This is a genomic window from Achromobacter sp. GQ309 (assembly GCF_059759315.1).
In genome coordinates this window covers 18675-31960 of record NZ_JCAXDP010000002.1, presented here as the reverse complement: position 1 = coordinate 31960, position 13286 = coordinate 18675, and the positions used below count along the sequence as shown (strand labels likewise).

14 protein-coding genes are annotated in these 13286 nt (G+C 66.4%); 6 read left to right on the top strand and 8 right to left on the bottom strand.

The genetic code is table 11. The features are described 5' to 3' along the window. The first annotated feature begins 91 nt into the window (after nt 1–91). From AC6CIE_RS05525 to AC6CIE_RS05510, 4 genes are read left to right on the top strand one after another with little or no spacing between them, the layout of a single operon-like run. On the top strand, nt 92–649 hold the full coding sequence (locus tag AC6CIE_RS05525; protein WP_105239048.1) for a carboxymuconolactone decarboxylase family protein: 558 nt from the start codon (nt 92–94) through the stop codon (nt 647–649). A gap of 22 nt (nt 650–671) precedes the next feature. Next, nucleotides 672–1469 carry an ABC transporter ATP-binding protein gene (locus AC6CIE_RS05520; protein WP_175136445.1) on the top strand — a complete coding sequence of 266 codons (798 nt, stop codon included), beginning with the start codon at nt 672–674 and terminating at the stop codon, nt 1467–1469. After that, entirely contained in the window at nt 1466–2311 is an 846-nt protein-coding gene (locus AC6CIE_RS05515; RefSeq protein ID WP_175121444.1) for an ABC transporter permease, read from the top strand. The genes AC6CIE_RS05520 and AC6CIE_RS05515 overlap by 4 nt, the downstream gene beginning before the upstream one ends. 26 nt (nt 2312–2337) lie before the next feature. Next, nucleotides 2338–3306, top strand: coding sequence for an ABC transporter substrate-binding protein (locus tag AC6CIE_RS05510; RefSeq protein WP_175185227.1), 969 nt, complete (start codon nt 2338–2340; stop codon nt 3304–3306). Nucleotides 3307–3313: 7 nt separating this feature from the next. Here the strand turns inward: AC6CIE_RS05510 and AC6CIE_RS05505 are convergent, their stop codons facing one another. The 8 genes from AC6CIE_RS05505 to AC6CIE_RS05470 form a co-directional block, all read right to left on the bottom strand. Continuing rightward, nucleotides 3314–4402 (bottom strand): porin, encoded by a 1089-nt coding sequence (locus AC6CIE_RS05505; RefSeq protein WP_175185226.1) that lies wholly within the window; start codon nt 4400–4402, stop codon nt 3314–3316. A gap of 8 nt (nt 4403–4410) precedes the next feature. Then, nucleotides 4411–5574 (bottom strand): acetyltransferase domain-containing protein, encoded by a 1164-nt coding sequence (locus AC6CIE_RS05500; RefSeq protein ID WP_498091584.1) that lies wholly within the window; start codon nt 5572–5574, stop codon nt 4411–4413. Between the two features lie 239 nt (nt 5575–5813). Next, on the bottom strand, nt 5814–6791 hold the full coding sequence (locus tag AC6CIE_RS05495; protein WP_367352225.1) for a Bug family tripartite tricarboxylate transporter substrate binding protein: 978 nt from the start codon (nt 6789–6791) through the stop codon (nt 5814–5816). Nucleotides 6792–6886: 95 nt separating this feature from the next. Continuing rightward, the gene (locus tag AC6CIE_RS05490) at nt 6887–7774 is read right to left on the bottom strand and encodes an HpcH/HpaI aldolase/citrate lyase family protein (RefSeq protein WP_367352226.1); all 888 of its coding nucleotides are present in this window, start codon (nt 7772–7774) and stop codon (nt 6887–6889) included. Between the two features lie 11 nt (nt 7775–7785). Continuing rightward, the gene (locus AC6CIE_RS05485) at nt 7786–8559 is read right to left on the bottom strand and encodes an enoyl-CoA hydratase/isomerase family protein (RefSeq protein ID WP_498091582.1); all 774 of its coding nucleotides are present in this window, start codon (nt 8557–8559) and stop codon (nt 7786–7788) included. 1 nt (nt 8560) lies between these two features. Beyond that, nucleotides 8561–9757, bottom strand: coding sequence for a CaiB/BaiF CoA transferase family protein (locus AC6CIE_RS05480; RefSeq protein WP_498091580.1), 1197 nt, complete (start codon nt 9755–9757; stop codon nt 8561–8563). 95 nt (nt 9758–9852) lie between these two features. Further along, a complete protein-coding gene (locus AC6CIE_RS05475) occupies nt 9853–11019 on the bottom strand; it encodes an acyl-CoA dehydrogenase family protein (protein WP_498091578.1) in 1167 nt (388 codons plus the stop codon). Between the two features lie 27 nt (nt 11020–11046). Next, complete coding sequence (locus AC6CIE_RS05470; protein WP_498091576.1) at nt 11047–11556, bottom strand: MaoC family dehydratase; 510 nt, start codon at nt 11554–11556, stop codon at nt 11047–11049. Between the two features lie 85 nt (nt 11557–11641). On the opposite strand from AC6CIE_RS05470, the gene AC6CIE_RS05465 reads away from it, so the two are divergent. Both AC6CIE_RS05465 and AC6CIE_RS05460 read left to right on the top strand, forming a co-directional pair. Next, nucleotides 11642–12664, top strand: a complete 1023-nt coding sequence (locus tag AC6CIE_RS05465) for an NADP-dependent oxidoreductase (RefSeq protein ID WP_498091575.1) — start codon at nt 11642–11644, stop codon at nt 12662–12664. Further along, nucleotides 12665–13132, top strand: coding sequence for a MarR family winged helix-turn-helix transcriptional regulator (locus tag AC6CIE_RS05460; protein ID WP_498091573.1), 468 nt, complete (start codon nt 12665–12667; stop codon nt 13130–13132). Nucleotides 13133–13286: the final 154 nt, after the last annotated feature.

Sequence of the window (13286 nt, the reverse complement as noted above, 5' to 3'; positions counted from 1 at the left end):
ATACCCATATACATATGTGATATCGGTATTTTTCACGCGGCCGCATGTCTCTTAGGATTCCTGCGTTCTTCTTCCCTACGCTGGAATTGCCGTGTCACGCCTCACTCCTTTGGATCCCGCCAAGCTGGATCCCGCGACCGCCCAACTCTTCAATCAGCTTCTGCAGGACTACGGCCCGTACGCGAACATGCTGAGCGCGTTCGCGCCCCGCCCGCCAGCCTTGAAGCACTTCTTTTCGTACCTGGTGCAGTCGCGCGAAGACGGGCTGATCTCGCCGCGCCACCTGGAAATCGCGCTGCTGACCGCGTCCAAGGCGCATGCCTGCCATTACTGCGTCACACTGCATACGCCCAAGCTGGCGGCGCACGGCATCTCGCAGGAAGCCATCGACCGCCTGCTGGAACCGCAGGTGCCGGGCCTGGACGAGAAAGACCTGGTGGTGCGCGACTACGCGGTGCTGGTCACGCTGACGCCGGCGCAGGTCAGCGATGCGTTCTACGCGAAGCTGCAATCGTTCTTCAGCGAAGAACAGATCGTCGAGCTGACCATCCGCATTGCGCTGTGCAGCTTCTTCAAGCGCTTCAACGAGGCGCTGGAAGTGCCGCACGAAGACGTGGTGGCGCTGGAACTGGAGCATGGCGCGGCTTGAGGCGGCGTGCAGTCGTTTCGCCATGAGCCCTACCCCGCCCCTGAAACTTGAGATCCGCAATCTCTCCAAGCGCTTCCACACCGACACCGGCCCGGTGCAGGTCCTGGACGACATCAGCCTGAACGCCGCCAGCGGCGAGTTCGTCAGCATCATCGGCCCGTCCGGCTGCGGCAAGTCCACGCTGTTCAACATCCTGACCGGTCTTCTGGAACACGACGCCGGCACCATCGCGCTGGACGGCCGCCCGCTGCCCAACCTGCGCGGGCGCGTCGGCTACATGCTGCAGCGCGACCTGCTGATGCCGTGGCGCACCGTGCTGGACAACGTCCTGGTCGGCCTGGAAATCCGCGGCGCGCCCAAGGCCGAATCCGTGGAACGCGCCCGCGAGTACCTGGACACCTTCGGCCTGCTGCCCTTTCAGGACAGCTATCCGAAGGCGCTGTCCGGCGGCATGCGCCAACGCGTGGCCCTGGCGCGCACGCTGCTGCCAGATCCGGACGTGCTGCTGCTGGACGAACCCTTTTCTGCGCTGGATTACCAGACCCGCCTGTTCCTCGAATCGATGCTGGCCGACACGGTCAGCAAGCAGGGCAAGACCGTAGTGCTGGTGACCCACGACATCGACGAGGCCATCGCGCTGTCCGAGCGCATCTTCGTCCTGAGCGCCCGCCCCGGCCGCCTGAAAAGCGAGCACCGGATCGAGCTGGGTACACGCTCGCCGCTGCATGCGCGCCACGACAGCCGCTTTCCCGGCTACTTCGACCTGCTGTGCCAGGAACTCGACATACAGACCGCCCGCAAGGACGGCACCCACGCATGACCCAGACCTCCGCATCTCTTGCCCAGGGCGTCGCTTCGCCCGCACCCGCGCGCCCGCGTCCGGGCTTTCGCGTTCCTGTCCTGGCGACGCAGCTGTTCATTCTTGCCGTGCTGTTTGGCGCGTGGGAAGCCGCCGTGCGCACCGGCGCGGTGTCTGGCTTTCTTTTTGGATCCCCCGCCGGCGTGGTGCAGGCAGGCTGGAAGCTGATCGTGTCCGGCGAACTCTGGGAGCACGCCAACTACACGCTGTGGGCGTCGGCCGCTGGATTCGTCGTCGGCACCGTGGTGGGCACCATTCCGGGCCTGGCGCTGTGGTATTCGCCCTATGGCGCCAAGGTGGTCGAGCCCTTTCTGGTCGCGATCAACAGCGTGCCCAAGATCGCGTTCGCGCCGCTGGTCATCCTGTGGTTCGGCACGGGCCTGATTTCCAAGGTGGCGCTGTCGATTTCCCTGACGTCCATCGTCGCGCTGCTGGCCGCCTTTCAGGCCGCCAAGGACGCGGACCCGGACATCCAGAAGATGCTCGTGTCGCTGGGCGCCACCAAACGGCAGATCTTCGCCAAGGTCGTCGTGCCGTCGGCGCTGCCCGCCATCATCGCCACGTTCCGCATCAACATCGGCTTTGCGCTGGTGGGCACGGTCGTGGGCGAATTCATCTCGTCCAAGTACGGCCTGGGCCACATCATCTTCGTCGCCTCGTCGCTCTATGACCTGAACACGGTCTGGGTCGGCATCTTCTCGCTGATGGCGCTGGGCTTCGTCCTGTATGCCGGCGTGGACATCGCCGAAAAGCGCCTGCTGCGCTGGAAAGACCAGACCTACGCCACTCAATTCAAACTGTGAAGCGCACATTGCGCCGCTGCAAACCCATGAAAATCCGTACCACCCTGCGCATCGCCGCCGCCGCGGCTGCCTCCCTGCTGTCCGTGTCGGCGATGGCCAATGACAAGGCCGTTGTCTCGGCCGCGTTCAAGTCCGTGTTCTACCTGCCGGTGTATTTCGCCGAGGAACACGGCTACTTCAAGGACGAAGGCCTGGACGTGCGCATCGACGTTGCGTCGTCGTCTACCAACGCGCTGGCCGCCGTCATCTCCAAGAGTGCTGACTTCTCCCTGCACGGCCCCGAATGGACCGCAATCTCCTTCGGCCGCGGCGCGCCCGTCAAGGTGGTGGGCGGCACGCTGAACCGCCTGGGCGTGTGGCTGACCTGCAAGCCCGCCTTCGCGTTCGACGGCTTCAAGAGCCTGAAAGGCGCCACCATCGCCACCGGCGCCATGCCGACCACCAGTTCGTCCGCGTTCATCAAGCTGGTCAAGAACGCCGGCCTGGACCCCAAGCGCGATGTGAACCTGCTGGAAGTGCCGCTGGGCAACGAGATCGGCCCGCTCAGTTCCGGCCAGGCCGATTGCGCGGTGCTCTACGAGCCGGGCGCATCCCAAGCGCAGGCCCAGGGCTTCAAGGTGGTTTCGGCGTTCTCGCGCGAGATCGGCCCGTACACGTTCTCGGCCATTTCCACGCGCCAGGACATCGACCCTCAGGTCTCGCAGAAGCTCGTCTCCGGCATCGACCGCGCGCTCAAGACGATCCGCAAGGACCCTGCCGCCGCCGTGGCCAGCGGCCTGAAGCTCTTTCCCAACCTGGATCCCGCCGTCGTGCGCGCGTCGGTGCAACGTCTGATTGACGACGGTGTGTTCGCCGATTCCGTGGCGGTGCCTGAGCAGGCCTTGAAGGACGCGCTCCAGACCCAGATCGACCTGGGCAATCTGGATCGCATCCCCGCCGATGGCAAATGGCTGGATCTCGGTTATGCGGATTCGATTGCCGGGAAGGCCTACTGATACCCCGTCAGAAGCGGTGGCGCATGCCGACCGCGTACTGGGACTGATGCCAGGACGGATCGTCCCAGGCGCCCCGCATATAGCCGTAGATGGCGTACACGTTGGTGCGCTTGGACAGGTCATACACGTAGCCTGCCGAATAGATCTGCTGGGAATGCGTGGCGCCCTCGCGCTCGAGCGCCCCACCGCCCGGCAGGCTGCCCTGCCAAGATGCCATCACGGTGCTAGCGCCCGTGCGCCAGGCAGCGCCCGCCATCACGCCGTGCACCGTGCTGCCCGGAAAGTACACCCGCTGCCCGGGTGACGGCACCGCCGGGATGGTCGAGCCATTGCGCATCACCGACCAGCCGGCATAGAGCGTGAACGCGTCCACCCTCGCGCGGCCCGCCAGCGTGTACGCATATGGCCGGCGGTCGGCCCCGGCGTTCGCCATGGCGGCCGATTGCACCGTCCCGTCCGCCCAGCTCGCGCCTTCGTAGGTAGCGGCAATCGAATAGCCCGGCTGGTCGAACACAACGGCGGCGCTGTACAGCTTGTTGGTGGACGCGGTCTTGAATCCGCCGCCGCCGTCGTAATCCATGCTGGCATCCACACCCGCACGCAGGCCGCCCACGGATGGACTCCAATACGACACCGTGTTGTCGGCGCGATTGGCGTTGTACGGCAGAAGCGCGGTCTGCGCGCCGGTGATCAGGTACGACGCCAGGAACGCATCGTAGTCCGCCAGCGTGGCGGACGAGACCGAGGTCTGCCGCCCCAGCCGCAGATCGCCGAAACCGCCCGACACGCCCACCCACGCCGCGCGGCCGAACAGGCGCCTGCCTTGCGCCGAGTTGCCGTTGTTGGCCAGGAAGCCGCTTTCCAGCTGGAAGTTCGCGCGCAGGCCGTTGCCCAGGTCTTCGCTGCCGCGCAGCCCCCAGCGCGAGCCGGACTGCACGCCCGACTGCATGTTGATGGCCGTGCCGCGCTCTTGCGTGGAAAACCCCGCGATGCTCAGGTCGACGACGCCATACAGCGTCACCGCATTCTGCTGCGCGTCGGCCGCCCATGGCGCCATCAATGCCGCGACGCCCACGGCAAACTTGCGTGCTGCCATCGCCTGCCTCACAGATACTTGAGCCACGCGATATCGCGCCGCGCGGCCTTCAGGCGTCCGAACCAGCGCACCGGCCAGAACAGCGCCACGGCCAGCAGGATCGAAATCACCCACACCGACGCCATGCCATCCACGCCGAAGTATTTGCCCTGGTTCAGGCCCCAGATCGCTTCGCCGCCCAGGTACAGCGCCTTCAAGACATACAGGTGCAGCAGATAGAAGAACATCGGCGCGGCGCCAAACACGCACAACGCGCGGACCCAGGCCGCCGATTGCGCGCGTTCGATCAGCACCAGCAAGCACAGTCCCAACCCCAGCGTCAGCAGCAGGAACATCAGCGACGGCGGGTATTTGGTGATGTTCACAAAGCTCATGACGGTATGGAGCGTGTCATCCTGCACCGCCCACTTCTGCGACTGCCCGTAGCCATTGAGCGCACGCAGGACCACAAAGCCCGCCACTGCCGCCAGCCCGGCCGTCCACAAACGACGCTGGCGTTCGGCGGCGTCCGAACCCGGCTGGAACCACGGGCCGGCCGCATACCCCAGCGCAATCACGCCGATCCACGGCAGCAACGGGTACGACGTGCGCAAGCGCAACGTGTCGCTGACTTCAATCCAGCCGCGATCATGCAGCACAGCCCACGGCACGTGCATCGCGTGGCCGGCGGCAAAGTGCACGGCATCCAGCGCGTTGTGACCCGCGACCAGCACCACGCCCACGACAACCAGCGCCCAGCGCGGCAGCCACAGCAAGGCCGCGAGCGACAGCATGGACAGGCCGATCACCCAGATCACCTGCAGGTACACGACCGACGGCGGAAACTGGAAGGTCCACGCGAAGTTCACGACGATGACTTCGAGCGCGATCAAGAATGCGCCCCGCTTCGCCAGAAACGCCGCCGTGGCGCTGCGGTCACCCGCCTTCGCCCCATACAGCCAGGCCGACAGGCCCGTCAAAAACACGAACACCGGCGCGCACAGATGCGCCAGCAGGCGCGAGAAAAACAGGTCCGGCGGCGTGGCGGACACGTCCATCGGGTCGCCGACCTGGTGATGCAGGAAAAAGGTTTCGCGCACGTGATCGAGCAGCATGATGACGATGACCAGGCCGCGCAGCGCGTCGATGGACCGCAGCCGGGTGGCGGCGGGAGGGGAAATGAGAGAAGCCATGGAGGAATGCGGGAGATGCTTGAAATGCCGGTGGCACGCCGGGCGGCGGGCCGCGCGAAAAAAGCCAGAATAGTAATGTAATAACATTACTATTCCAAGACAATAATGGTGCCTGACTGAATTGTGCCTGCGCTCGGTCGGGAGATCCGAAGCGTTCCAAATGCAAAGGGCCGTCGAAAAGAACGGCCCTCCTTGCTGCGGGTTGCAGGCTTGCCACCCGCCCTGCCCGCCGAACCCCGCTATTCCGCCTGAATCCCCGCCTGCCTGACCTTGTCGCCCCACACCTTTTCCTGTTGCACGACAAACGGTCCGAATGCCGACGCCTGCGCCGGTGTGGGCTCCGCGCCCATCTGCGTCAGCTTCTGCTTGAAGTCCGGCGCCGACACGATCTTGTAGAGTTCGTCGCCCAGCCGCTGCGCGATGGGCGCCGGAAGTTTCGCGGGGCCAAAGATGCCCACCCACGCGGCCAGGTCGAAGCCCGGTTGCGCCAGCGCTTCGGACACGCTGGGCAGATTGGGCGCAAGCGCGCTGCGCTTCTCCGTAGACACCGCCAGGGCCTTGAGCGTACCGGCCTGGATATGCGCGGCCGCCGACGCCAGATCCACGAACATGAACGTGGCGCGCCCGCCGATGATGTCCGTCATTGCCTGCGGCGTGCTCTTGTAGGGCACAGCCGTCGCCCCCAGGCCGGTCAGCTTGTCGAACGACGCGGCCGAGATCTGGCCGGTGCTGTTGCCATAGGCGTAATTCAGGCTGCCCGGATTGGCCTTGCCGTAGCGCAGCAGGTCGTCGACGCTGCTGATCGGCAGCTTGGCGCTGACGGCCAGCACGAACGGAAAATTGCACACCTGCACCAGCGGCGTGAAGTCCTTGACGGGGTTGTAGCGCAGGCTCTTGTATAGATGCGGATTGGAGGAATGCGTGGTGTTGGTGGCCAGCATGATCGTGTAGCCGTCCGGCTGGGCGCGCGCGACCAGATCCGTGGCCACCTGGCCCGAAGCGCCGGGCCTGTTCTCGACGATCACGGGCTGTCCCAGCGCGGCCTGCAACCGCTCGGCGATCAGCCGCGCGACGATGTCGCTGGCGCTGCCCGCCCCGAATGCCGTGACCAGCTTCACCGGTTGATTCGGATAATCCGCCGCCTGCGCGGCAGGCCCCGTCAGGCCGCACGCAAGCAACGCCGCCGCGCACAGCGGCTTGAACACATCACGCAACATGTCAGTCTCCTTGGTGGCGCGCCGCGCCTGTGCCGGGCGGTCGCGATAAGTGGCTGCGGCGGAACCGCCGCGGATCCTGCGGTTTTTTGCGCCGTTCAGCCGCCTGCCGGCGCGCTGGCCAGGATGCGGAGGGCCTGCTTGAGATGCGGGCGATCCAGCATTTCGCCGTCGAGCTGCAAGGTGCCCACCCCCGGCGCGTCCTCGAAGGCCTGCACGATGCGCCGCGCCCGCGCCACGTCGGCCGGGTCGGGCGTGAACGCCTGGTTGATGGGCGCCACCTGATCGGGGTGAATGGCGATCTTGCCCGTGAAGCCCGCGCGCCGCGCCCGCGCCGCATCCCGTTGCAGCCCTTCCGCGTCGCGAAAGTTGCCCCAGATCGTGTCAATGGCGGGCACGCCGGCCGCCGTCGCGCCGAGAAGGCACAACGAGCGCGCCAGTTCATAGGTCAGGTCGTATTCGCCATCCTCGCGCCGGTTGCTGGCCGCGCCCAGAACGGCGGCCAGATCCTCCGCGCCCCACGTCAGGCCGCGCAGCCGCGGGCTGCATCCGGCATAGCCGCCCAGGTTGAACATCGCGCCGGCCGTCTCGGTGGCGACGGGCATGATGCCGATGCCGCCGGCCGGCAGCCCCTCGCGCACTTCCAGTGCCGACAGATAGTGGTCCAGCACGACGATGTCCGGCGCCCCCTGCCCTTTGGGCAGCAGGATTGCGTCCGGACGCCCTCGGACCACTTCCGCCAGATCGTCCAGCGCCAGCCCCGAATCCAGCGGGTTGATGCGCACCCAAAGTTCGGGACCAGACGCGGGCCCCGACGCGGGACGCGCCGCCAGATACTCGCGCACCATCCCGCGCGCGATGGGCAGCCGCGCCGCGTCCACCGCGTCCTCCAGATCCAGGATCAGCGCGTCCGCGCCGCTGGCTGGGGCTTTGGCGAGCTTGCGCTCGCTGTCCCCGGGAACGAACAACAACGATCTCAACGCCATATCCTTGCTCCTCACCGTCCTTGAAATCGGGGCGCGCGCCGTTCGGCGAACGCCTGCCTGCCTTCCGTGACATCTTCCGAGTCCTGCAGCAGGCGCAAAAACAGCTGCTCCATCCGCAGGCCGGTGGCCAGGTCCGCGTCCCGGCTGCGCAACGCCAGTTCCTTGGCGGCCTGCACAGCCAACGGCGCATTGGCGGCCAGACGGCGCGCATAGGACATGGCTGCCGGCATCAGTTCATCGCGCGGCACCACCCGGTTCACCAGCCCCCACCGGCTCGCGGCATCGGCGTCGAACGCGTCGCCCAGCAGCAGCATTTCCATGGCGATGGCGTGCGGAAGCTGCTGCGCCACGCGCTGTGTCCCGCCGTTGGCCGGAAACACGCCGCGCTGCACTTCCGTCAAGCCGAACGTCGCCGTCGGCACGCACACGCGCAGGTCGGTGGCCAGCAGCAGCGTCATACCCCCGCCCAGGCAGTAGCCGTTGACGGCGGCCACCACGGGCTTCCAGACTTCCAGCCCGCGATTGAGCAGTTGGCCTTGTTGCGTGTTCATCAGCGCCCCCAGGCTGGGCGGCGCGCCGACAAAGGACTTCAGATCCGCCCCCGCGCAGAAGGATTTCTCGCCCGCGCCGGTGATCACCGCCACGCGGACCGCGTCCTCGTCACGTACCCGCTGCCACGCCTGCGACAGCGCTTCGTAGTGCGCATGGTCGAGCGCATTGCTTTTCTCGGGCCGGTTGATGGTGATCAGCGCAATGCCGTCTTCCACATGAAAGTCGATCGACATGTCAGACCGCCTCCCCAGCCGTGGGCGCCACCGCGTCCAGATGGCGCTGTATCGCCGCCTCGTCATAGCCGAGTTCCGTCAGGACCTGCCGCGTGTGCTGGCCGACCTTAGGCGGCGGCGATGTGGGCTTGGGCCGTTCGCCGTCAAACCGCAGCGGCTGCGACACCACGTTCAGTTCGCCGTGCGCCGAATCCGCAAAGCGGTAGATCATTTCGCTGGCGGCCATGTGTTCGTGCGCCAACACTTCGCCCACCGCCTGGATGGGCGCGCAGGGAATGCCGGCCTGCGCCAGCCGCTCGATCCATCCGTCCCGCGTGTCCTCGCGCATTATCTGCGCCACCAGTGCCAGCACCTCGGGCCGGTTGCGCACACGATCCGCGTTCGTGGCGTATCGCGGGTCCGTCGCCAGCTCAGGCTTGCCGACCTCGTCGCAGAAGGTGCGCCACAGGGAATCGTTCGCCACGCCCAGCAGCAAGGGACGGTCGCTGGCGTCGAAGACCTGATACGGACACAGCGATTCGTGCGCGGAGCCCCAACGACGGGGTTCAGTGCCGCGCTCCCAGTAGCTCTGCATGACGTAGCCCATGAAGCCCACGGACGTGTCGAACAGCGACGCCTCGACCTGGCAGCCCTTGCCTGTGCGCAGCCGCCGCACCACAGCGGCCAGAATGCCGGTGGCGGCGTGCATGCCCGTGGCCTGGTCGATGGGCGAGATGGGGCTGCGGATGGCGGGTCCGTCCTCCTCGCCGGTGATCGACATCATGCCGCAGAACGCCTGCAGGATGACGTCGTAGCCCTTGCCGCGGCGCAGCGGCCCCTTGCTGCCAAAGCCCGAGATGCTGCAATAGACCACGTCGGGCCGCAGCGCCGCCGCGCTGGCGTAGTCGATGCCCAGGCGGCCGGCGACGCCCGGCCCGAAACTCTCGACCACGATGTCGGCGGTGGCGATCAGTCTTTGCGCGGCCTCGCGTCCTTCCGGCGACTTCAGGTCCAGCGCGATGCTGCGTTTGTTGCGATTCACGCTCAGGAACACGGTGCCGTCATCCTGCCGGAACGGCGGCCAGCGCCGCGTGTCGTCGCCCTTGAGCGGCTCGACCTTGATGACCTCGGCGCCCATGTCGCCCAGGTACTGCGTGCACAACGGCCCGGCCAGCACCTTGGAAAAGTCCACCACCCGTAAACCTTTCAACGCATCCATCGCGTCCGTCTCCCGTGTGTATGTGTTTGCCGCGCCTTGGTGCGCGGCACTGGCGCGGACCTCGGACGGGGTCCTGCCCGCGCGCTGTACGACGTTCAGTACGACTTCGGCAATCCCAGCACCTTCTCGGCGATGTAGCAAAGAATCAGCTGCGGCGACACGGGTGCGATGCGCGGCAGCATGGCTTCGCGGAAGTACCGTTCCACGTGGTATTCCTTCGCGTAGCCCATGCCGCCGTGCGTCAGCACCGCGGTCTCGCACGCCCGGAAGCCCGCCTCGGCGCAGAAGAACTTTGCCGCGTTGGCCTCGGCGCCGCACGGCAGGCCCTGGTCATACATCCACGCGGCGCGGCGGAACAGCAGCTCGGCCGCTTCCAGCTCCACCCAGCGCTCGGCCAGCGGATGCTGCACGCCCTGGTTCTGGCCGATGGGCCGGTCGAACACGACGCGCTCGCCCGCATAGGCCGCGGCCCGCCTCAAGCCCGCACGGCCCAGACCGGTGGCCTCGGCCGCCAGCAGCACCCGCTCAGGATTCAGGCCATGCAGGATGTACGAGAACCCCTTGCCCTCCTCGCCGATGCGGTCTTCGACCGGCACTTCCAGCCCATCGATGAAGAGCTCGTTGGAATCCACGGCCTTGCGCCCCAGCTTTTCGATCTCGCGCACGCTGATGCGGGTGCGGTCCAGATCGGTATAGAAGAGGCTCAGGCCCTGCGTCGGCTCCTTGACCTGATCCAGCGGCGTGGTGCGCGCCAGCAGCAGGATCTTGCTGGCCACCTGCGCCGTGGAAATCCAGATCTTCTGGCCGTTGACGACGTAACGGTCGCCCTGGCGCACGGCCAGCGTGCGCAGCTTGAGCGTGTTCAGTCCCGTATTGGGCTCGGTGACGCCAAAGCAGGCCTTCTGCTCGCCGCTGATGATGGGGGGCAACCAGCGAGCGCGCTGCGCGTCGCTGCCATGCACCACCACCGGGTGCAGGCCGAACACGTTCATGTGGATGGCCGACGCGCCGGACATGCCCGCGCCGGACGCCGCCACCGTCTCCATCATCAGTGCCGCTTCCAGGATGCCCAGGCCCGCGCCACCGTATTCGGCAGGCATCGCCACGCCCAGCCAGCCGGCGCCCGCCATGGCAGCATAGAAATCCTCGGGAAAGCCGCCCTCCTTGTCCTTGCGGGTCCAGTAATCGTCGTCGAACCCGGCGCACAGGTCTTGCACCGCATGGCGGATGGCCGTCTGATCGTCAGTCAGCGAAAAGTCCATGGGCTAGCTCTCGGAAAAATGGAAGGGTCAAGCGGCGCGCGCGGCCGGCTGGCGCAGCATCAGGGCCACGCGCCGGCAGGTCGCCACCAGTTCGTTGCGCTGATTGAAGGCGCGATGGCCGAAGACGACGATGCCGTTCTCGGGCCGTGACCGGCTCTCGCGCAGTTCCAGCACCTCGGATTCCACGCGCAAGGTGTCGCCGGCGAATACCGGCGCCGGAAAGCGCACCTCATCCCAACCCAGGTTCCCGACCGTCGTGCCCAGCGTGGTGTCGCCAACCGAGATCCCGACCATCAACCCCAGCGTGAAGGCGCTGTTGACCAGCGGCCGGCCAAACTCGGTGGTCTTCGCGTACTCCGCATCCAGGTGGATTGCTGCGGGGTTCAAGGTCATGGTGGTGAACAGCACGTTGTCGGTCTCGGTGACCGTGCGCCGCACATCGTGCGTGAAGTGCTGTCCGACGTGGAATTGCTCGAAATACAACCCGGCCATCGTTGTCTCCTTGCGCGCTCGCGGGATACTGTCCCGTCTTGGCATGGGGACCATGCCGGTTGCGCTAAACTGAACGCTAACATACTGTATGTGTGCATACAATATTGGGAACAACCCGAGGAGACATCCCATGCCCGCCAGCCCCGCCATCAACCGCCAAGTCGTCCTGAAAGCCCGCCCGCTGGGCATTCCTCAGGCCGAACATTTCGAGATCCGCAGCGCGCCCCTGCCCGAACTCAAGGACGGCGAACTGCTGGTGCGCAATCAGTTCCTGTCGGTGGACCCCGCGATGCGCGGGTGGGTGAACGCCGCGGCCAATTACTCGGAGCCGGTCGGGATCGGCGAGGTCATGCGCGCGTTTTCCGCGGGCCGGGTCGTGGCCTCGCGCAATCCGCGCTATCCGGAAGGCAGCCTGGTCATGGGCCTGCTCGGCTGGCAGGACTACGCCGTCACGGACGGCAAGGCGATTCGCCGCCAGGTCCGGGAAACCGACCTGCCGCTTTCGCTGTCGCTGGGCGTGCTGGGCCTGAATGGCATCACCGCCTATTTCGCGCTGAATGCCTGCGGTGAACCCAAGGCCGGCGAGACCGTCGTCGTGTCCACCGCAGCGGGTGCCGTGGGTTCTGTCGTCGGCCAACTGGCGCGACATCAGGGCTGCCGCGCCGTGGGCATCGCCGGCGGCGAAGACAAGGCGCGTCTGTGCGTGGAGGCCTTCGGCTACGACGCCGCGCTGGATTATCATGCGCCCGGCCTTGAACAAGCGTTGTCCGACGCCTGCCCCGGCGGCGTCGACGTGTACTTCGACAACACGGCCGGGCGCATCAGCGACGCGGTCCATCCGCTGATCAACCGGCACGCGCGCATCGTTATCTGCGGCACGGCGTCCGTCAGCAGTTGGGACCCCTGGCCCCAAGGCCCGCGCATCGAACGGCACCTGCTCAACAAGGCCGCGCGCATGCAGGGCTTTCTGGTGTGGGACTACGAGCACCGCTACGAGGAAGCCATCGCCGCGCTCGCCCCGCTGGTGCGCGAGGGCAAGCTGCGCTATCGCGAAGAGATCCTGGACGGCATCGAGGCCGCGCCGGGCTCGATTGCCGATCTGTACCAGGGCAAGAACATGGGTAAACGCCTGATCCGGCTGGAGGATGCCTGAATGGCCAAGAAGGTGGCAGCACACGCGGAAAACTGGGACCAGCGCCTGGGTTTTCTGATGCATGACGTCTCGCGGCTGCGCCGCAAGGTGTTCGACGAGGTCATGAAGCCCGAGGGCATCACGCGGTCGCAGTGGTGGGTCATGGCGCACCTGTCGCGCCATGACGGCATGTCCCAAAGCGATCTGGCCGACGTGCTGGATCTAGGACGCGCGGCGTTGGGCGGGCTGGTCGACCGGCTTGAGGCGCTCGGCTTCGTGCGGCGTGGCGCCGACGATCAGGACCGCCGCACGAAGCTCGTGCTGCTGACGCCCGAAGGCCGCGCCATGATCGAGCGCATGCGGGTCAAGAGCGACGTGATGAGCGAAGCGATCCTGCAGGGGCTCAATGCCGAACAGCGTCACCAGCTTGCCGACATGCTGGGCATCGTCAAACGCAATCTGCTCGCATTCGATACATCGCGCATGTGAGCGACGCGCATATTCCGTGCGGTTGGCGCGCACTGCGCCGCCGCCCTTCACGCTTGCGCCTTTTCGCCGCCGCTTGCCACGATCGCAATTGCAGGATCGTCTTATCAGCGCTGTCTTAACAGGATCTTGAGACACGCCTCCCTAGAATCCGGAA